16 protein-coding genes are annotated in these 20935 nt (G+C 43.7%); 12 read left to right on the top strand and 4 right to left on the bottom strand.

Features of this window, described 5'->3' with window-relative positions; all coding sequences use genetic code 11:
• Positions 1-100: 100 nt before the first annotated feature.
• Complete coding sequence (locus Q0081_RS10805) at positions 101-2356, bottom strand: T9SS type A sorting domain-containing protein (RefSeq protein ID WP_298352657.1); 2256 nt, start codon at positions 2354-2356, stop codon at positions 101-103.
• A 144-nt stretch (positions 2357-2500) separates the two neighbouring features.
• Between Q0081_RS10805 and ffh the strand changes: the two genes are divergently transcribed.
• From ffh to Q0081_RS10775, 6 genes are all read left to right on the top strand, one after another.
• Positions 2501-3817 (top strand): signal recognition particle protein, encoded by a 1317-nt coding sequence (gene ffh / locus Q0081_RS10800; protein ID WP_298352654.1) that lies wholly within the window; start codon positions 2501-2503, stop codon positions 3815-3817.
• Between the two features lie 15 nt (positions 3818-3832).
• Positions 3833-4324: a hypothetical protein gene (locus tag Q0081_RS10795; RefSeq protein WP_298352651.1), complete on the top strand. Its 492-nt coding sequence runs from the start codon at positions 3833-3835 to the stop codon at positions 4322-4324.
• 61 nt (positions 4325-4385) lie between these two features.
• The gene (locus tag Q0081_RS10790; RefSeq protein ID WP_298352649.1) at positions 4386-4919 is read left to right on the top strand and encodes an NADH-quinone oxidoreductase subunit J; all 534 of its coding nucleotides are present in this window, start codon (positions 4386-4388) and stop codon (positions 4917-4919) included.
• A 114-nt stretch (positions 4920-5033) separates the two neighbouring features.
• Positions 5034-5942 carry an LD-carboxypeptidase gene (locus Q0081_RS10785; protein ID WP_298352646.1) on the top strand — a complete coding sequence of 303 codons (909 nt, stop codon included), beginning with the start codon at positions 5034-5036 and terminating at the stop codon, positions 5940-5942.
• A 16-nt stretch (positions 5943-5958) separates the two neighbouring features.
• Positions 5959-6963, top strand: a complete 1005-nt coding sequence (locus Q0081_RS10780) for a glycoside hydrolase family 43 protein (protein WP_298352643.1) — start codon at positions 5959-5961, stop codon at positions 6961-6963.
• Between the two features lie 72 nt (positions 6964-7035).
• Entirely contained in the window at positions 7036-10140 is a 3105-nt protein-coding gene (locus tag Q0081_RS10775; protein WP_298352640.1) for a two-component regulator propeller domain-containing protein, read from the top strand.
• Here the strand turns inward: Q0081_RS10775 and Q0081_RS10770 are convergent.
• Entirely contained in the window at positions 10129-11898 is a 1770-nt protein-coding gene (locus tag Q0081_RS10770; protein WP_298352637.1) for a long-chain fatty acid--CoA ligase, read from the bottom strand. The genes Q0081_RS10775 and Q0081_RS10770 overlap by 12 nt on opposite strands.
• A 187-nt stretch (positions 11899-12085) precedes the next feature.
• On the opposite strand from Q0081_RS10770, the gene Q0081_RS10765 reads away from it, so the two are divergent.
• The 6 genes from Q0081_RS10765 (at position 12086) to Q0081_RS10740 (ending at position 19376) form a co-directional block, all read left to right on the top strand.
• Positions 12086-12952, top strand: coding sequence for a tetratricopeptide repeat protein (locus Q0081_RS10765; protein WP_298352634.1), 867 nt, complete (start codon positions 12086-12088; stop codon positions 12950-12952).
• Positions 12953-13291: 339 nt separating this feature from the next.
• Complete coding sequence (locus Q0081_RS10760) at positions 13292-14386, top strand: AI-2E family transporter (RefSeq protein ID WP_298352631.1); 1095 nt, start codon at positions 13292-13294, stop codon at positions 14384-14386.
• A 138-nt stretch (positions 14387-14524) separates the two neighbouring features.
• Complete coding sequence (locus Q0081_RS10755; RefSeq protein ID WP_298352628.1) at positions 14525-16150, top strand: serine hydrolase; 1626 nt, start codon at positions 14525-14527, stop codon at positions 16148-16150.
• A 29-nt stretch (positions 16151-16179) separates the two neighbouring features.
• Positions 16180-16947, top strand: a complete 768-nt coding sequence (locus Q0081_RS10750) for a slipin family protein (protein WP_298352624.1) — start codon at positions 16180-16182, stop codon at positions 16945-16947.
• A 40-nt stretch (positions 16948-16987) separates the two neighbouring features.
• Positions 16988-18346 (top strand): aspartate aminotransferase family protein, encoded by a 1359-nt coding sequence (locus Q0081_RS10745; RefSeq protein ID WP_298352623.1) that lies wholly within the window; start codon positions 16988-16990, stop codon positions 18344-18346.
• 97 nt (positions 18347-18443) lie between these two features.
• Positions 18444-19376, top strand: a complete 933-nt coding sequence (locus Q0081_RS10740; RefSeq protein ID WP_298352621.1) for a carbon-nitrogen hydrolase family protein — start codon at positions 18444-18446, stop codon at positions 19374-19376.
• 4 nt (positions 19377-19380) lie between these two features.
• On the opposite strand, the gene Q0081_RS10735 is transcribed toward Q0081_RS10740, so the two are convergent.
• Positions 19381-20250, bottom strand: coding sequence for an aldose 1-epimerase family protein (locus tag Q0081_RS10735; protein WP_298352618.1), 870 nt, complete (start codon positions 20248-20250; stop codon positions 19381-19383).
• A 94-nt stretch (positions 20251-20344) separates the two neighbouring features.
• Positions 20345-20929: a DUF1349 domain-containing protein gene (locus tag Q0081_RS10730; protein ID WP_298352615.1), complete on the bottom strand. Its 585-nt coding sequence runs from the start codon at positions 20927-20929 to the stop codon at positions 20345-20347.
• Between the last annotated feature and the right edge of the window lie 6 nt (positions 20930-20935).

Genomic DNA, 20935 nt, shown 5'->3' with positions numbered 1-20935 from the left:
AATGTCGTCTTATCTAACCAAATGTTTGGGTTTAGGTTTTGAATTGACGGCGCAAAATTAATAAGAAAGGCTTCCGTAAGACACAGAAGCCCAAAAAATATCAATAATCTATAATAATTCGTTTTGATGCGGTAAGAGTAGAGGACGACAACTTAACAACATATACTCCTTCAGGGAAGTGTGATAAATCAATAACTTTACGTACACTTAGTGTAGAAAGTTTTTCAGAGTAAACAATTTGACCTGTTAAACTTGATACAGTAATACTTACATTAGTTAAATCTTTGAGCGCTTCAATAGCAACTAAACCGCTACGGCTGGGATTTGGGTACACCATCCAAAAGTTGTCATTTAACACTTCTCCGTCACCTACAGCTTCATATTTAAATGTAGGAGGCACTTGCGTTGAATCTCGAATTGCAATATAGCCAAATCTAAATGGAACAGACTGATTACTGGGTGTAAATGGAGATAAGCAGCTACGTTTTATATCACTTGAAGTGATAGATTGAAAAGTAACAAGTGATTGAGCTGAATAGGCGCCATCCTGATTAGTACTCAACAATTTAAGCGAAGATGTGTTCAAGTTAATAGGTGCGCCATTCTTTCTCCAATTCCACACAATATTAGTAACTTTAAAATCAGAGACACGAAAAACCTGAGCGTCTGGTGTAGCTTGAATACTAAACGGACTTGATTGAGTAACTGTAGGAGCTTGCAATTGGATTGTTCTAAGAGTTACCGGTGCTGAAGTAGCAGAAGTACAACCATAAATATTTGTTAGCCGTGCAGTATATTGCCCAGGAGTTTTTACCGAAATTGTTCTACCCTCAAAAAAATTACTCCAAGTGACTCTATTTATAGCCGATACATTAACCATGAGAAGCAGAGACGAATCAGCACAAATGACCTGTTCTCCATTGGGAGTAATGACCGGTACAGGTGGCTCTACGTTCTCAGTCACTACTATTGGAGGAGTAAGATAGGTATTTCCTGCATTATCCTTCATCGTGGCCTGATACGAACCCGCTCCCTTTATAGTAAGTACCTGTGAGGTTTCACCGTTGCTCCACCTATAGGTTGCAAAGCCATTTGGTGCTTTTGCGTTAAAACTAACGGCAGGGGTGTTACAGGTAATTGTAATAGGCAAAACAGCACGGGCCATCACGGGAACCACAGTAGCAAAAAAACTGGGTGGAAGTGACGCATCCCAGGCACGCGCTACATCCACTAAGCCCTGACCCTGAAAGTGAACATTGTCATCTTCTCCGTTGGTTGGGTTGATAGCAGGTCTTGGTACCTGAATATTATCGGTAAACGGCCCTCCGTACGATTTATTAAAAGGAATATTTATAACCGCCGTTTGAGCATCTATGATGGATTGTGACACAAAAGAGGTCTTCGCTGCTGCATAACGAGAGGTACGTGCAAATACCCAAGGCAAAGAAGAAAGCACTTCTCCCTGCTCAATACGAGCCACGTTTATTAAACCCTGAAGCGAATTTTGATAGGCATCTTTTGGCACACCCGCCGCTGCATCGTTTTCGCCCTGCAACCATAGTACAGCTCGAAGTCCTAAAATAGAGCCATAGTATTGCAATGAGGCTTTTAGATTTGCATAGGGCATCCCGGCGGGCAATAATTGATTTAAACGATTTAAAACAGGCTTTCCATTGGCGGCATCCAGCCAGTTTTGGGTAGAAGTATCAAACCAACCTGCATTCATAAATAAAACAGGCACATTCAGCTTTTTTACCAATAAATCTCCCAAAGAGCCCCAGCACCAAGCACTTCGCCCGCGTGGACCAATCAACATTTCAGCAGTAAGCTGCGCAAAAGACAATGTAGGATTGGCCGTATTATCTGAATTTTGATTGTTCCAAGTTACCGCATTTACGCGGTCATCAGTGGCTCCCGTAGCACCAAAACCGAAGAAGCCCTGCGCATTGGATTGACCAGCTACTAAAAACACTTCTCCTATTCCTACTCTACCCAGGGCATCACGCCCAATTTGAGTAGTTCCCTGAAAAGCCCTTACTTCAAGCGTGTACCATCCTCCTCTTCCAGCAAGCGTTCCTAAAAATGAACCTCCCTGCGGGCTTGTTTGAATAACGGTCCAATCAACCAGCTGCCCCTGCCCGGTCAATACGGGTACCAATCGGGCTTCTATGCGATCTACGGGTTGAGTATAATATCCTCCAATGGAAATAGTAGCTTGATTGGCATTATTACGTTGAAAGACGGCTCTTTCTATAGGAAACGTAATTTTGATTTGAGCCGTTAACGTACCTACTGAAAGAATTAGTACCAATATCACATTCAAACAGCGCCAATAGGTAGTTGTCTTTTGCTTCATAATCATGACGAACTTTTCGATTTTTAATGGTTCTAAGACGCAAATTTAAAATTATAACAATACTTTTCACACTGGACTTTAAAGTTATTATGGTTTGAGCAAGTGATTCACTAAATTTGCGGCCTCATTTTATTGTGTTTTACTATGTTTGAAAGCTTACAGGACAAATTAAACAAAGCCATTCGCACCCTTAAGGGGAAGGATAGAATTACTGATATTAACGTAGCCGCTACGACTAAGGAGGTGCGCCGGGCATTGGTGGATGCGGACGTTAATTTTAAAGTTGCCAAGGATATAACTGACAGGATCAGGGATAAAGCCCTTGATCAGAAAATTTTAATCGCCGTTGAACCGGGTCAGATGTTTGTGAAAATTGTTCACGAAGAGCTGACCGCACTGATGGGGGGGCAAGCTGAAAGCATCAACATCAAGGGGGATCCCGCTGTTATTTTGATTGCAGGTTTGCAGGGTTCGGGTAAAACTACATTTTCGGGAAAACTTGCTACGCTGCTCAAACGTCAGGGACGTCAGGTATTGCTGGCTGCCTGCGATATTTACCGCCCTGCGGCCATAAATCAGTTGCAGGTACTGGGCGAGCAAATCGGCGTTGAAGTATATGCTGAGCCCGACAATAAAAATGCCGTTGAGATTGCTCAAAATGCCGTGGCTCATGCCAAAAAGACGGGAAAGAAAATCGTGATTGTGGATACGGCAGGACGTTTGGCCGTGGATGAAGTAATGATGCGTGAGGTAGAAAACATTAAATCCTCGCTCAAACCTACCGAAATCCTGTTTGTAGTAGACTCAATGACGGGACAGGATGCCGTTAATACTGCCAAAACCTTTAACGAGCGCCTTAACTTTGACGGAGTAGTTCTGACAAAATTAGACGGTGATGCGCGCGGTGGTGCGGCCCTTTCGATTCGGCAGATTGTAGATAAACCGATCAAGTATATCTCAACGGGAGAAAAAATGGAAGCCCTTGACAGCTTCTATCCTGATCGGATGGCCAGCCGGATTTTGGGAATGGGCGACGTGCTTTCGTTGGTAGAGCGTGCGCAACAAGCCTTTGACGAAGACGAAGCCAAACGCATTAACGCCAAAATGCGGGCCAATAAATTTGACTTTGATGATTTCTTGGGACAGCTTCAGCAAATCAAGAAAATGGGGAATGTCAAAGACTTACTCGGAATGATTCCCGGTATGGGTGCTGCTATGAAGGATATGGATATTGACAATGATTCCTTCAAACCGATTGAGGCTATTATCCATTCTATGACCCCAAAAGAACGCGAAACGCCCGATGTCATTGACGCAAGTCGCAAAAAACGTATCGCTTTGGGTAGCGGCACCTCACTTCAACAGGTCAATAATCTTTTGAAGCAGTTTGACGAGATGCGTAAAATGATGAAGAAAATGAACGCGATGGAGAAAATGGGCATCAAACAGAAAGTTCGATAGAACGATAGTGGACGAATGAAAAAAATAAAAAGTAAAAATCAAATCCCCGCTCGAAAACTGCTTCGTTCGGGGATTTTTTTGGGGTTGTTTATTTTTTGTATCAATGCAAATGCACAATCTGTGGGCTATTATCCCTGGAATGGGCTTCTGTCGGTCAGTACCAATCCCGCTAAAAGTGTATGGTGTGATTTTCGACTTCAGACCAACACCCTCTTCGGCAGTTTAAGCACCGAAATACTGCCGATGGTGAATATAAAACGTGCAGAGTATTTTCAGGTGTACGTGGGCGGGGGCGTCCGTTTTAATTTTATCGGAGTTTTGGCAAACCAAACTAAAAACGTGGTAGAAGGCTACTCTCTTAATATAGGTACGCGCATTGCTCCTTTTAAAGCAGTTCCTAATGTAAGTGTAACATTTGAGCTGTCACCGTATGTGGTACGAAAGTTTGATTCAGGAGTTTTAAAGAGCAATTTTGGGATTGTGTATACTTTCAGAAAAAAGGGGTAAAATAAGAATCCCTTCACACCGCACGGGCGGTTGTTTCCCCTTTAACCTAATATACACTTAAATGGCAGAAATTGCATTTTATGGCTTTTCAGCATTGGCAATCGGTGCAGCGTTGACGATACTTTTTACCCGTAATGTCATGTATGCGGCTTTGTGCCTCTTTATCGCCTTATTGGGCGTGGCGGCACTGTACGTATTGGCAGGTGCCGATTTTTTAGCCATTACTCAACTACTGATTTACGTGGGAGGCGTATTGGTTTTACTCATTTTTGGAGTCATGCTCACGCACCGTGCCGAACGGGAAAGCAGTCAAAAAGCAAATATCGTACTGACCACGCACCTGAATCGTTTTTGGGGAGCTCTTATTGCCTTATCCATTTTTGGCTTGCTGTTTTGGTTAATCTCACACGCAAATTTTCTCATTATTCAATCGCCAGAATTATCAGAATCCTCTGCACGCCACTCTACCCTTAAACAAGTCGGGGTAAATCTGATGACCAGTCACGTATGGGCTTTTGAAGTAGCCGGTATCCTATTATTAGTAGCTTTAGTGGGAGCTGCCTATTTGGCTTTTCAGCGAGAGAATGAGAAATAAGTAAAAAATCATCGCTAGTAAAAATCCAGCAGTTTTGAGTTATAAGTCCCTCTGTTTTAGTTATAATACAAACATTTCTTTAACCTATTCCCTTTAAACTTTACACTTTTTCCAGTGATAAAACCTCCATTTCTTCATGCCGGTGACCGCGTAGGTGTTTTGGCAATGGCCAGTCAAGTGTCCTATCCTGCATTGCAGGAAGGGCTGCGAATACTGCGGGAAGATTGGCAACTCAAAGTTATTGAAGGCCAAACCCTTCATACAAGTTACAATCAATTTGCCGGAACTGACGAAGAACGCCAACGAGACCTTCAGCAAATGCTCGATGATTCGAGTCTCAAGGCTATTTTTTCGGCACGAGGAGGTTATGGAAGTTCCCGAATTATTGATGGATTGCACTTTCGTAAATTTCGTAAACACCCCAAGTGGATAGTTGGCTTCAGCGATATTACGGCCATCCATTGCCATTTAGAACGCATGGGTTTCGAGAGTTTGCACGCCACCATGCCCAAGTTATTTGGTCAGGAAGGAGCAGGAAATGCGCTGGAAACACTGAAAAAAGTGCTTTGGGGAGACGACTTATCATACCAAATCCCTGCCCATTCATTTAATCGCCTTGGTACAAGTCAAGGGGCAATCGTCGGAGGTAATCTTTGTTTGTTGGCTCATTTAATAGGTTCCCGTTCCGAAACGGATACACGTCATAAAATCCTATTTATCGAAGATGTAGAAGAGTATTATTACAACCTCGACCGGATGATGGTACAACTCAAGCGGGCAGGAAAATTAGCTCAACTGGCAGGTTTAGTCGTGGGACAATTTACTGACCTTAAAGACAACGAGACTTCTTCGTTCGGTAAAAATCACTACGAAATCATCGCAGAGCACGTGTCTGCTTATAATTATCCTGTTTGTTTTGACTTTCCTGTTGGCCACACAGCCGACAACCGAGCAATGATTGTGGGACGGATGGCTCAGTTTTCCGTTACTTCCAAAAACGTACAATTACATTTTGAAAGTTAATTTTTCACTCCATCCTATGAAGAACTCTATACGCTTATCCCTGAAAAAAACATTTTTTGTAAGCATCTTGTTGATTCATGTTCAGGTGCTTTACTCACAGCAATCCAAAATAGAAAAATCAGGAAACCCAGTTTTTCAGGGTTGGTATGCCGACCCCGAGGGAGTCATTTTCGGAAAACAATTCTGGATCTATCCCACTTACTCTGCTCCTTATAACAAACAGGTCTTTCTTGATGCTTTTTCATCTCCCGATTTAGTGCATTGGACAAAGCACTCGTCGATACTGGATACTTCACGCGTTAAATGGGCCAAACGTGCCATGTGGGCTCCCTCCATTGTGGAGAAAAAAAGAAAGTATTACCTGTTTTTTGGGGCAAACGACATACAAAGTGACAAAGATACTGGAGGAATCGGAATTGCGGTTTCTGATAAACCTGCCGGGCCTTTTACGGATTATCTTAAAAAACCGTTGGTCGATAAATTTCATAACGGCGCTCAGCCAATTGACCAATTTGTGTTTAAAGACAAAGAACAGTACTACTTAATTTATGGCGGATGGAGACACTGTAATATCGCTAAGTTAAAGGATGATTTTACGGGTTTTGTTCCTTTTGAAGATGGCACCATTTTCAAAGAAATAACTCCCGAAAACTACGTAGAAGGGCCGTTTATGTTTAAAAAAGACGGAAAATATTACTTTATGTGGTCGGAAGGCGGCTGGACGGGCCCCAATTACAGCGTCGCTTATGCCATAGCTGACTCACCGTTTGGCCCCTTCAAACGCGTAGGAAAAATACTACAGCAAGACCCTAAAGTGGCTACGGGCGCGGGACATCATTCTATCATTCATCACCCTGCCGACGATGCCTGGTACATGGTCTATCATCGCCGCCCTTTGGGTGAAACCGACGGCAATTCCCGCGTAACGTGTATTGATCAATTGTTTTTTGACGCAAACGGCTTGATAAAACCGGTAATCATTACCAACGAAGGAGTAGAAAAGCACACAATCGGCAAATAATATTTTTTTCCGTATCTTGCCCACTTAACGCTTTCGTTCAGAACAAGTTATTATCTAAGCTTTCCTGACACCTTGTATAGACTCTACGTGCTTATATGGGTTTTGTGTGCAACTGGTTTGGTTCATGCACAAGATTACCGGTTGGAACATATCGGGGTAGAGAAAGGTCTGTCGCAGGGGTCTCCTTACCATATCTTAAAAGATTCCCGCGGGTTTATGTGGTTTGGCACGCAGGACGGGGTCAATCGGTATGATGGGCATACCTTCAAAGTCTATAAACCTGACATCAACAACCCGTATGCCTTACATGGAGTCAATATTGCCGGCTTGATAGAAGACCGGCACGGCAATATTTGGTTGGGCACGGAAGAAGGACTTAATTGCTACGAACGAGATACCGAACACTTCAAGTTGGTCATTGACAAAAGTCAAATCGGCATAAAGAAACGTACGGCTCCATTTTACGCAGACCGCAATGAGCTTTGGTACATTCGCGAAGGAGGTGGTATTTTTGCTTACGATTTCAAGACAGGAAAACACCGAATAGTAGCGCCCGAAGTATTTATCACTCAAGACTTTGACTATATTGATTGGACAACGCGAACCCCCGCGGGCGATGTGTGGATGTTGGGAAATAAGGGCGTGGTCAGGTTCAACATCAAAGAAAAAAAATACCACTATTATTTCAGTAACTCTCCCAAAAATGAGTTGGGAATGCCGCTCAATATCATTTGTCTCTACGTGGATGCGAAGAACATTGTATGGTTAGGGTCATTAAAAGGAGTGGTACGGCTCGATCCTATTTGCGGTGAATTTCAATTTTTTGAAAAATCAGCGGAAGACAGACACATAGGAGCGGTTTACAGTATTTCCGAAGGTCTAAATAATAAATTGTGGATTGGGACTCAACGAAACGGTTTTTGGACTTTAAACCCGACCAAATGGACCCTTGAACCGCTTTATCTTCCTCTGGTGACCCCCAGAAGTCTGGACAACTACGAAATAACCAGAATTTACATAGACAATCGCGGGATTATCTGGGCTAATGTAGACCCAGACGGGCTTCTGAAAATTATTCCCAATGCGTCTATTCTTCGAAAAATTACGGATGCTCCCAATTTGCCTTTTTATAGGCGATTAGACAATTTTTCGGTACGTTGCCTTACCCAAGCGCCCGATGGTACTATTTGGGTAGGAACGGAAGGGAGCCTTAATGTTTACAATCCGGTAAGTCGCACTATTGTAAAGCGTTATCTCAATGAAGCTGCCGCTCCAGCCCTGCCTTCGGTCAATTTCATCAAATCTTTTTTACGCGATAAACACCACCAAATGTGGGTAGGAACGTATGGCGGGCTCCTGCGATTTGATGACAAAAAACAGTCATTCAAGCTATATCAGTTTGACAAAACCCCCTCCCGCAACAATTATACGCGCAATATCACCGAGTTGTCCGACGGCAATTTTCTCTTAGGTACGCCGGTTGGTCCTTGGATTTTCAATCCAAAGACGGAGAAATTTGAGCAACCGCCCATTCTGAAAAATCGGAACATATTTTCCGTTTATCAATCCAAAGACAGTACCATTTGGCTGGCGGCCTATTTTGAAGGGTTATACGGTTTCCGTTATCAGGATAAAATCTGGAAACAGGTGTACTCGGGTATGAAGTACTTCAATATCAATGTAATACGAGAAGATACTGTGACCAACAGATTGTGGATAGGAACCGAAAAAGGGCTCATAGAACTCAACCCTACTAATCGTCATTACCATTTTTACAATGACAGTCACGGCCTTGACAATTCGTATATTTATGGGGTAGTCATTGATAAACAGCGACATATTTGGTTAAGTACGAATCACGGAATTTCTCAATTTGACCAAAAGAACCGAGAGTTTCGCAACTTTGACCTGGCCGATGGGATTCAGGGATTTGAGTACAACGGCAACGCTTTTACGATGACTGCCGAAGGAGAAATCTTTTTCGGCGGAGTGAAAGGCTTCAACAGTTTTTATCCCGAACGGCTTCGGCGACTTTCGTTTAAACCCAGTGTTCATATTTACAACTTTAAAGTAGACGAAAAGCCCTACTCTACCACTAAGCAAATCAATGAAATGGACATAATTACGCTGCCTTATGCAGACAATACATTTTCATTTGAATTTGCAGCCATTGATTATTACAGCAACGGGCGAAATGTGTATCGCTACAAACTGAGAGGGCAGGATAAAAAATGGGTAAACAGCGGGGATAAAAATTATGTGCGGTACGCTAATTTAGACCCGGGAAAATATGAGTTTCAAGTAGTAGCGGCTAACCGTGACGGGGTTTGGAGCGACGATGTGAAAAGATTATATATTCGTGTTTACCCTCCCTTCTGGCAAACTTGGTGGTTTTATATCGTATGTACCAGCCTATTTGGTTATGTAGCTTTTGTAACGGGAAAAAGCCGTCTAACCCGGCTTAAACAAATTGAACAGGAACGACTCAAAATAGCCCTTGATGCGCAGGAACAGGAACGCAAACAAATTGCCCAAGACCTGCACGATGAAGTGGGGGCCCGGTTGGCAACGCTGAAACTCTACGCTTCTTCCATGACCAAATACCTTTCTCCAATTCCTGAAAGTCAGGAAATGAAGCGAAAAACGTTAGAAATCATTAATGATTCCATCGTGGACATTCGGCGGATGTTACGCGAGTTGAGTCCGAGGATGTTGGAGCAGTATGGCTACGCCACTGCGGTAGAAGAATTAGCGCAAAAAATTCGTCAATCCGGGTCGGTAAAAGTGGAGTTGGATGCGTCGCGCTTGCCCGAACGCCTTCCTGCCGAAATCGAAACGGGTCTGTATCGAGTTACGCAGGAATTAATGAACAACACCCTCAAACACTCCGAAAGCCATAAAATTACTATCCGAGTCCATCTGGACGATGATGTTATTTATTTCGATTATTTCGACGATGGAAAGGGATTTGAGTACGCAAAAGCCAAGCAGGGATTAGGAATCGGGAATATTGAATCACGAGTCGCTATCCTGCGTGGGCAAATCGTGTGGGCTCCCAAAGTTGGGGAAGGCAATGCCGTTTTTATTCAAATTCCGATTCACCCCAAATTTAACCATCTTCCGCTCCCTACCCCGCAGGAATTGTTAGGAGCTATTCAAAAGTTCTTATTCAAATAATTCCTCAATTTCAGTTTTGTATTTTTCCTGAATAATCCGACGCTTGGGTTTTAACGTAGGCGTTAATTCGCCGTTAGCTACGGATAACTCTCCGGGTAACAAATGATATTTTTTCACCCGTTCGTAAGGAGCCAATTCTTTGTTTACTTCCTCTACCTCAGTACGAAATTTAGAAAGCACTTTCTCGTTTTTAATAATCTCAGCATCCGTGGTATAAGCGATGCTTTCCACACGACAAAATTCTTTGATAGCGTCAAAAGAAGGAACAATCAAGGCAGCCGCGTATTTTTGACCATCACCCACAATAACCGATTGCTCAATAAAAAAGGATTCTTTCAATTTGGCTTCTACCGCCTGCGGAGCAACGTATTTACCGGCCGAGGTTTTGAAAATTTCCTTTTTACGGTCGGTCAGTTTTAAGAATTTTCCATCCACCCATTGTCCGACATCACCCGTATGAAACCAACCATCGGGCGAAATCACTTCTGCCGTCAGTTCCGGTTTTAGGTAGTATCCTTTCATCACATTGGGGCCTTTTACCAAGATTTCTCCGTCGTCGGCGAGTTTTACTTCTACGCCATCAATCACGATACCTACTGTACCAATGCGGATTTCCTGTTTTGGAAATAAACGATTGAACGAAATCACCGGCGATGTTTCGCTCAATCCATAGCCTTCGCATACGGGAATACCAGCCGCCCAAAATACCCGGGCAATACGCGGAGGAGTAGCGGCAGCCCCGGCCACAATCATTTCGAGTTTTCCGCCAAGAGCTTCCTGCCACTTGCTGAACACGAGTTTGCGAGCGAGTTTGAGTTGGGTGTTATACCACCAACCTAAGTCTTTATTTGGATCATATTTTAACCCTAAATCCAACGCCCACAAGAAAATGTTGCGGGAAATACGCGGCAGTTCGTAGCCCTTCGCAATGATTTTATCGTATACTTTTTCCAATAATCGCGGTACCGTCGAAAGCACCGTAGGATGCACTTCGCGAAGGTTATCGGCAATCGTTGCTACGTTTTCGGCGTAGTAAATTGAAATTCCCGAACGCAGATACACGTATTGCACCATGCGCTCAAACACGTGATTGAGCGGTAAAAAACTCAACGCCCGCGCTTCCGGACCAAAGGCAATCAACTTACGGCCTTCTTCCACATTACTCAGCATATTGTTGTGCGAAATCATCACCCCTTTTGGATTTCCGGTGGTGCCGGAAGTATAGATAATGCTCAATAAATCATCAGGAGTAATTGCTGCTTTTCTGTCTTCCAGTTTCTGACGATTGGACTCATCGGCCATTGCAGTAACGGCACTCCAATGTTTGGCGCTTTTTACGGTATCAAACGTGTACATTTCTTCCACCGTCGGGGCCGTAGCTACGACATCAATCAGTTTTCGGAACAAACCCGCATCTCCGACAAAGATAAAACGCACCTCTGCTTCGTGAAGAATGTATTGAAAATCATCAATGGTCAAAGTGGGATAAATCGGCACTGAAATGGCCCCCACCTGCTGAATTCCAAAATCTATGATGTTCCATTCGGGGCGGCCTTCGGATACAATCGCAATGCGGTCACCTACCTCAACCCCCAATTTAAGCAAACCTAAACTGACTTTGTCTACCTGTTCGCAAAATTGCTCAGAAGATAACGATACCCATTCCCCTTGCTTTTTGTTGGCAAAGGTATCGGGTTTGTTCTGTGGCTTAACAGACAGGTCTAAAATATCGAATATACGGGTTGCGGAAGTTTTCATCGCTCAGGTTTTTATTAATTGAGCGCAAAGTAAAATAAAAATAACGAATGCAGGATGCAAACTTATTTCACGGCTTAAAACAGGCCGATAGCCCGTTAGAACCAGGAAAATCGTAAAAAAGTAAGGATTCGGAGTTATGGGTTATATTTGGGGGTGAGTATAATTTCAAACATGTTAACTAAAGCCTATGTCAACGAACCAATATCTTTTCTTTCTCTTGTTTTCAGTAGCATCATTTGCACAGAAGCCCGATAATGCTGAACTGAAAAAGATGTATGACGAAGACCAAAAAGCAAGAATGGCTTCCACAATTGACTGGGTTCAATTGTCGAAAAACGACAGCATCAGACAAAAACGAGTGTACGAACTTATACATTCAGGTCAGTTAATAACGGGAAAAGACTACTATCATTCTGCGATGATTTTTCAACATGGCACCGACACTACCGCCTCTGCGATGGCTGTTAAGTTGATGAAAAGGGCGATTGATTTAGATTCAACAGTAAACAAGTGGCTTTTGGCGGCGGCCATTGACCGAGACCTGATGCGAAGAGATAAACCCCAAATTTACGGTACCCAATACATAAAAATGGGTCAGGATGCAAAATGGGAACGATACAAAATTGACTCGACACAAGTCACTGATATAGAACGAGAATACTATGATGTGGAAACATTGGCAGAAGAAAAAGAGCGAACGATGAATTTGCGTTCTATTTCAGAGTTCTATTCAGAATCACAGTCATTAGAGAAAACACTGGCATTGATAAAGGCTGAAAAGGTAAAAGGAGATACAGCTATTTACAATGTGAGTGAAGGTGAAATAAATAGTTTTGGCTATGAGCTTTTGAGTGCAAAAAAAGCCAATGACGCACTTATCATCTTTACTCTTAATACAGAATTATACCCCAATGGATTTAATACCTTCGACAGCTTGGGAGAATGTCTCTTGATTTTGAATAAAAAAGAGGAGGGAATTAAGACCTATAAGAAATCGTTGGAATTGAATCCTAAAAATAAGAAAGCGATGAAAATTGTTAACGATTCTAAATAAAATCCTGAAGTTATGCGTAGTCTTAAAGACTGCGCATTTGTAATAAATAGCCGTCTATGACGGCACGGCCAACTTGGAACCATCGAAAACACAGCCGTAAAATGCAATAAAACGGGTACTTTTTTACCGCATCAATGCTTAGGCCGTCCCAGACGCCCAATTTATAGTAGGTGCTCAGTGTGAAAAACACTACCCTCAACTTTGAGAAACAATTGCACGAAAAATACCAAAAGAATACGCATTGCAACGTAGCCGGACCGATTTTTTAGTAACATTGAAGCGTGATTCTCTGAATCATCAGGCTTACGAGATTATCGGTATCATTTTACTCCTAACGCTATGCGCACTTCCTCTTTAACAAAAGCCATACAGATTCTTATCCTTTTCTTCCTTGTTTTTGCAGGATTATACATTGCTAAGCCCTTTTTAGTACCCTTGACTCTTGCCTGCATCATCGCTATGCTGTTTCTTCCGCTTAGTCTTTGGATGGAAAAGAAGGGTATCAATCGTGGATTGTCTATCCTGTTCTGTATTATTATTTTAGTGGTGGTAGTAGCGGGAATTTTTACCGCACTCACTTGGCAAGTGGCCGGTTTTACCGAAGACATGTCCCAAATGCAGAAATATGTGGTCGAACTGGAAAAAAAGCTGTTGCATAGTATCAGCAGCCAATTCGGTATTGCACCGCAAAAACTACAGGAACTGGTAAAACAACAACAATCATCGGGCGCAAGCGGAGCCGGAAAAATGGCAATCGCTGTCATGAGTTTATCAACGGGACTATTGGTGGATACGGTACTGGTTTTGGTGTATATCTTTTTGATTATGTATTCCCGTACCCACCTCAAGCAGTTCATTTTAAAATTGGTGCCCGGAGAACAAAAAGAAAAATGGGGCAAAATCATTGCCGATGCATCGAAAGTAGCCCAACAATATCTATCGGGGTTAGCCATGATGATTGCCATGCTATGGGTCATGTACGGCATTGGTTTTTCAATTATCGGCGTAAAAAACGCCCTCTTTTTCGCCGTGATTTGCGGCCTGTTTGAAATCGTACCTTTTGTGGGAAATATTACGGGAACTGCCTTGACGGTTATTGGGGCCCTTTCGCAGGGAGGCGACTCGACGATGGTGATTGGTATTTTGCTTACCTATGGAACCATTCAGTTTATCCAAACTTACATTCTTGAGCCCTTGGTGGTAGGTGCGCAGGTAAAAATCAATCCGTTGTTTACCATTATTGCCATCGTAATCGGAGAGCTGGTTTGGGGAGTCCCGGGCATGGTTTTAGCCATTCCGTTGGTAGGAATCGCGAAAGTGTTCTTCGACAATGTGGAGTCATTACGACCGTACGGTTTTTTGATTGGGGAAGAAAAACGGAAGAATAATCACGGGTTTATAAATACAATAAAAGGTTGGTTCAACCGAGCATAAAACGAAATGTACCTGTAATGCCTCCTTTGATTCATTAATCACCGCAATTACGCAGTCGATTTGAGAGAATACTTGTAAATTGCCCTTCCGAAATGGGTTAAGATTTCCCACACTGCTTCATCCTCCTAACCACAACCAATGAAAAAGATTTTTCTATCCCTATTTCTCTTTTTTGCTCATTTTATCAGCAATGCACAGACTTGGCAGGACACACTTTCGCTGATTGAAAAAATGGCCGAACGCTACAGGCCGGACGCTCCCGGTTGTCAGTTGGGCATCAGCCGAAACGGGCAAGTGATTTTTTTCCGTGCGTGGGGAATGGGTGATTTAGAACACAATATCCCGCTGAGCAATGCCTCCATTATTGAAGCAGGCTCGGTCTCCAAACAGTTTACGGCGGCAGCTATTTTGCTCCTTGAACAGCAGGGCAAACTGTCTGTAAATGATGATGTTCGAAAATACGTTCCTGAATTACCCGATTATGGAACGCCGATTTTGCTGCGACAAATGATGCGACACACAAGCGGCCTCAAAGATTGGGGGAGTGTGATGGACATTGCGGGTTGGCCTCGGAGTACAAAAACGTATAGTAATGATGACGCTTTACTTGTCATTTCCCGACAGAAAACGCTAAATCATACACCCGGTGCGGAATACATTTACAGCAATTCCAACTACAACCTTTTTGCCATTATTGTGGAGCGCATGAGCGGAATGAGTCTGGCCGAATTTACCCGAATTCATATTTTTGAACCTGCCGGAATGAAGCACACCGAATGGCGCAATAATTTTAAAAAGATTGTTCCCAATCGCGCCATGGCCTACGATAAAAGTGGCGACACCTACCTGACCGAAATGCCGAACGAGTACGTTTACGGCAATGGCGGACTGCTCACTACGGTGGAAGATCTGCTGAAATGGAATGATTATTACCTGACCGGCAAATTCGGCAACCCTTCATTGTTGGCGAAACAGTTGACTATGTATCCCTTCAATAACGGTCAAATGAATCCTTACGGGGCAGGGTTGGTCATAAATTCGGTTCGTGGTTGGAAATCAATATCACACACGGGAGCTACCGCAAGTTATCGAGCGAGTTTGGAATACTTCCCTGAATTAGGTTTAAGCATTGCTTGGCTCAGCAACTCTTCCGAATTTGACGGAAGTCCCAGCATCGCAAATGACGTCAGAAATTTATTGGTAAAAAACAAAATCGTTGCCGACAAAAAGAGCGACCCAGCTCCCTTCAACGTCTCCAACAAAAAATTAACCGGCTATACCGGTTGGTACAAAGACATCAGAAACGGCAGCAGCTTTCGGCTATTGGTACAGGATGAAAAATTAACAAGCTCAACAGGCGGCCATCTGATTCCGGTAGCGGAAAACACGTTTATGTGGCGCAACAACCGAGTTGAAATTCATCCCGGTAAACCGTCCAAACTCTCCCTGATTACTCCACAGGATACTACTTTTTTTGTTGCCGCAGAGGTTCCCAACTTGGATGAGAAAGCCATGAATGACTACTTGGGCGACTATTGGTCGGAGGAAGCGGAAGCAAAATTCTCGGTTCGGATCAAAGACGGGAAATTAATTTTATACCGGGCGCCCAAAACAGAAATGACTCTTACCCCCACGTACAAGGATGGTTTTAATTCTCCTGCGGGCATTATTTATTTTGAAAGAGATAAAAAAGCACGTGTCAATACCTTGAAATTTTCCGTTGGCAGAGCGCGAAATGTAGAATTTAAGAAAGTCACGCAGTAAATAGTTTACATCCCCTCAAAACGACTACCATGACCCTTTTTACCATCCTCGGAATTATTCTATTAATTCTCCTGTCAGGCATACGCATTGCACAGGAGTACCAACGTTCCATTGTGTTCAGATTGGGACGATTTCAGGCAGTAAAAGGCCCGGGAATTTATTGGTTGATTCCCTTTATTGAACGGCAACAAAAGGTGGATATCAGAACAAAAACCGTTGATTTGGAGCAGCAGGAAACCATCACCAAAGACAGCGTAACCATCAAAGTAAATGCGGTCCTTTGGTTTAAAATAACCAATCCCGAAGACGCCATTATTAAGGTGGCCGACTACAACAAGGCGGTGTATCAATTTTCGGTGACGGCGCTGCGAAACATTATCGGGCAACATTCGCTTGATGAAGTATTGAGGGAACGAGAACAAATAAACGGTACACTTCAGCGAATTGTGGATTCTACCACCGAACCTTGGGGAATAAAGATTGAAATGGTAGAGATGAAAGACGTGGAAATTCCCGAAGCAATGCAACGAGCCATGGCCCGTGAAGCAGAAGCCATTCGTGAAAAAAGAGCCCGCATTGTAAAAGCTGAAGCGGAATTGGAGGCCTCCATCAAATTGACCCAAGGAGCCAAAGAAATGGAAAAAAGCCCGATTGCGTTGGAATTGCGACGAATGCAGATGTTGTCCGAAATCGGCATTGACAACAATACAACGACGATTGTATTGGTACCTTCAGACTTCACAACGGCTGCAAAAAGTTTTACGGAGTTGGTTGCTAAAAAGAAAGTTGAGGAGTAATTTATCATCTATCTAATACCTTTTGATTTTATCCCATTCCATGACCCCTGAAAACTTAATTTCTGAAGACCAAGGAGACATTAATTCTTCCGAACAACGCAGTTTGTATACCCAATCGTTGGATGCTGAAACCCTGCATTGGCTGGAAGAAGATGCCAAGTATTTCTTTCATCAGGCGCTTTCTACGCCCGTCATGAACGTGCTTTCCAAAACCGAAGGAGCGTATATTTATGATCTCAACGGCAAAAAATACCTGGATATGCACGGCAACGGTGTCCACAATGCAGGATTCAATAATCCCAAAGTGATGGAAGCCATGATTCATCAAATGACGGAAGCGTTGGCCTTTACTCCCAGAAGATACACCAATATTCCCGCCATTCAATTGGCAAAAAAACTGACCGAGATTACGCCCACAGGACTGGACAGAGTGCTTTTTTGTCCGGGCGGTTCGGAAGCGATTGAGATGGCCGTGATGTTGGCAAAACAAATCACGGGGAAGTGGAAAACCATTTCCTTTTGGGATTCCTACCATGGTACAGGCTACCAATCGGCGGCCGTCAGTGGACAGGCGCACTTTCTGAAAGGCAATGGGCCGATGGTGCCTGGGGCACTGCACGCGGAATTTCCCAACTACTATCGCAATCCGTGGAAATGGGATAACCCGGACGATATTGACGAAGAATATTTACGCCAAATCAAACTCATTATTAGGAACGAGCCCGACATTGCGGCCATCGTTGCCGAACCGATTTCTTCTACGCCCGTGGTGCCTTCCAAAAATTATTGGCAGGAAATCCGCAGTCTCTGCGACCGCGAAGGAATTTTCTTGATTTTCGACGAAATCATTGAAGGTTTGGGACGCACCGGAAAGATGTTTGCCAGCGAACATTACGTTACTCCCGATGTATTAGTACTGGGCAAATCCTTGGGCGGCGGCATGGTTCCTTTTGCGGGAATTGTTTCCAAATCAGAATACAATGTCTTGCAGGACAGCTCCATCGGCCATTTTACGCACGAGAAAAACCCACTTTGTTGCGCGGCAGGCTTGGCCGAAATTGAATACATCGAAGAACATAAGCTTATCGAAAATGCGGCCGCAAAAGGCGAGTATTTGATGAATGCGTTTCGGGAAATGCAGGATAAATATCCCCTCATCGGCAACGTAGCCGGCAAGGGTTTTCACATTGGTATTGACCTTGTCCGAGACCGAAAAACAAAAGAGCGCGCGTACGAAGAAGCCGAGCGCATTATGTATCGTTGTATGGAACGCGGATTGGCTTTCAAAATTATTGAGGGAAATGTCATCACCCTACGCCCTTCCCTGATTTTGACGCAGGACCAGTGCGATTTTATTATTGATACCATTGAAGAGGCTCTACGCGAAGAAACCAACTAATCTATTTTCGACGGGGCCGCCCGCGCGGTTCTGATTTGCGATTTCCAATTTGTAAAATATTGATTTACAAAAAGTACAACTTCGTAAAGTATAACTAATGCACCACAAAAAAATAAAAGTGGGTGTGGTTCAGGCCACCCCCGCTCTTTTTGACATTGAAAAAACCGTTCAGCTCGTCATCAATTGGATTGAAAAAGGCGTTGCCGAAGGCTGTGAATTATTGCTTTTCCCTGAATCCTTCATTCCCTGTTATCCCCGAGGTCTCGATTTTGATTCCATCGTAGGCCGTCGTACCGAAAAAAGCAGAAATCAGTGGTTGGAGTATTGGGAAAACAGCATTGAAACTTCCTCTCCCTACGCCGCACAAATCAGCGAAGCCATCCGAAAAGCAGGCATTTTTGTGGCGTTGGGGGTTACTGAGCGAGAATCCATAGGCGGTTCGCTGCATTGCGCGTTGCTTTACTTTGACAAACAGGGTAATCTTATCGGTAAACACCGAAAACTCAAACCCACGGGGCTCGAACGTTACATTTGGGCCGAAAGCGACGGCAGTACGCTGGTGAGTTTTGACACTGAAATCGGAAAAATCGGCGGCCTTATTTGTTGGGAAAATTACATGCCTTTAGCGCGCATGTCGATGTACCAACGTGGCGTTGAGATGTACCTTGCGCCTACGGCCGACTCGCGTGAATCGTGGCAATCGACCATGCTGCACATTGCACTGGAAGGTCGTTGTTTTGTCTTGGCCTGCAATCAGTTTGTTCAAAAATCCGATTATCCAGAACGTTTTCAGGCGGATTTAGTCCATGAACCTGACATCATGAGCAGTGGCGGCAGCGTCATTATTTCACCGTTGGGCGAAGTTTTGGCGGGACCTCTTTGGAACGAGGAAGGTTTACTCACGGCCGAATTGGACTTTTCCGTATTGGCCAAAAGCAAACTGGATTTTGATGTTATAGGGCATTATTCCCGAAACGACGTGTTTAAGCTGGAAGTGGTGGGGCAACCTGAAATAAGAAAAATCAATTAGTCAATTACTCCAAAGTCACCTTCCAAGTCCGTTCAAATTGCTCATTTGCTGCCAACTCAATAATGCCCTCTTTTTGGGTAATATCTTGGGTATGGTCAACCGAATCGGCGATGCCGCACCAAGGCTCAATGCACACAAAATCAGCATTTTTTGAAGCCCAAATACCAAGATACGGGAAATCCAGAAAATCAAAACGCAGCGAATGCGCCGATTTGGGAGTATGCAATACCACGCTGTCCGAGCGATAGTTTTTGAAGACGAGCGCATCTTCGTAAAATAGTTCTTTGGAAAGCAGAATATCAGTGGATTGTTCGACCAAAAGTACTGGGACTTTTTCAATCAATCCTTCGGGAGTCAGCGGCCAACGTGCCCAATCTTCCACTTGGTTGAAGCTCAACAGATAGTCATTGTACGCTGCTCCTTCTACCAACGGCACTTTGAAAGCAGGATGCCCCCCTACCGAAAACCATAAGGGCGTATTGCTCGAATTTTCGACCAAATAACTGACCTGTAACTGATTATCTACCAACGTATAACGAATACGAAAGGTAAATTCAAAAGGATAGACCGCCAATGTACTTTCATCGTGCGCCAGCAAAAACGTAACTGAATCGCTTTGCTGTTCTTCTACCACAAAGGTCTTTTCGCGGGCAAAACCGTGGCGGGGCAATTGATAGGCTTGGTCGTTATAGTAATACGTATTGTCTTTCAACCCTCCCACAATCGGAAACAAAACGGGTGAATGTTTGCTCCAAAACTCAGGATTTCCCTCCCACATAAATTCAAGTTGGGAAGCAAGCAAAACCAAACTGGTGAGTTCAGCTCCTTTGGGATTGATGGTGGCTTGTATATCGGCGTTTTGAAGGGTTATCATGAAATTTATGGACGTTGGTTGGTCTAAATACAGTTTTATTTAGCGCAAAATACGTCAGGAAATTCAAAATTCATCGCCCATTTCAGTTTAAAACTCACAGCGGGTGGGCCTCCCATGTAGATTCTGTCAAACGAAAATCGGTAAAGACCGCCTCAAAACCTGAATCCAATGGACTGCACGCATAGACTCCAAAATGTACTTGAAGCAATGGTTGGTGCATGTGAAAAATGCGCATTTGCCTAAACTCTTCCCCATCTTCCGAATTTTCGATCAAAAAATCCGAACCACGCCGCGACAGTCGATACCACATGGTACGCACCTCGGCCGAGATATCGGTTGTAGCCCAATCCGAATACCCTAAATTGGTAACGACGCTGCCCAAGCGGGCTATTTGTTCATTTTCATGTTCAATAGATGCTTTGAACCAATTGTCGCTGTCTTGGTAAATGATGACACCGCATTGGTCAAATTGGACGTTGGAATCGAAGGCGGTTTTTACCGTAAACGTAAAATCCTCGGCAATGCTCCGCAAAAACGCCGGTGCATTGTCATTTTGAAACCCGTAATAGGTTCGTTGCCAAAAATCGGTTTTCGGCTCAGTACTGATGCTGACGCGACCATTCTCTACCTGACATTTCTGCGGCGGATACAGCCAGTGGAATACAGACAAATCAATCATTCTACT

Source organism: Runella sp. (assembly GCF_027484545.1).
In the GTDB taxonomy this organism is placed as follows: domain Bacteria; phylum Bacteroidota; class Bacteroidia; order Cytophagales; family Spirosomataceae; genus Runella.
This window is presented reverse-complemented; position numbering and strand designations above follow the sequence as displayed.

Coding starts and splice junctions, on each gene's coding strand:
- Q0081_RS10805 (WP_298352657.1), bottom strand. CDS start 2,356: ATGAAGCAAAAGACAACTACCTATTGGCGCTGTTTGAATGTGATATTG.
- ffh (WP_298352654.1), top strand. CDS start 2,501: ATGTTTGAAAGCTTACAGGACAAATTAAACAAAGCCATTCGCACCCTT.
- Q0081_RS10795 (WP_298352651.1), top strand. CDS start 3,833: ATGAAAAAAATAAAAAGTAAAAATCAAATCCCCGCTCGAAAACTGCTT.
- Q0081_RS10790 (WP_298352649.1), top strand. CDS start 4,386: ATGGCAGAAATTGCATTTTATGGCTTTTCAGCATTGGCAATCGGTGCA.
- Q0081_RS10780 (WP_298352643.1), top strand. CDS start 5,959: ATGAAGAACTCTATACGCTTATCCCTGAAAAAAACATTTTTTGTAAGC.
- Q0081_RS10770 (WP_298352637.1), bottom strand. CDS start 11,898: ATGAAAACTTCCGCAACCCGTATATTCGATATTTTAGACCTGTCTGTT.
- Q0081_RS10765 (WP_298352634.1), top strand. CDS start 12,086: ATGTCAACGAACCAATATCTTTTCTTTCTCTTGTTTTCAGTAGCATCA.
- Q0081_RS10760 (WP_298352631.1), top strand. CDS start 13,292: ATGCGCACTTCCTCTTTAACAAAAGCCATACAGATTCTTATCCTTTTC.
- Q0081_RS10755 (WP_298352628.1), top strand. CDS start 14,525: ATGAAAAAGATTTTTCTATCCCTATTTCTCTTTTTTGCTCATTTTATC.
- Q0081_RS10750 (WP_298352624.1), top strand. CDS start 16,180: ATGACCCTTTTTACCATCCTCGGAATTATTCTATTAATTCTCCTGTCA.
- Q0081_RS10745 (WP_298352623.1), top strand. CDS start 16,988: ATGACCCCTGAAAACTTAATTTCTGAAGACCAAGGAGACATTAATTCT.
- Q0081_RS10740 (WP_298352621.1), top strand. CDS start 18,444: ATGCACCACAAAAAAATAAAAGTGGGTGTGGTTCAGGCCACCCCCGCT.
- Q0081_RS10735 (WP_298352618.1), bottom strand. CDS start 20,250: ATGATAACCCTTCAAAACGCCGATATACAAGCCACCATCAATCCCAAA.
- Q0081_RS10730 (WP_298352615.1), bottom strand. CDS start 20,929: ATGATTGATTTGTCTGTATTCCACTGGCTGTATCCGCCGCAGAAATGT.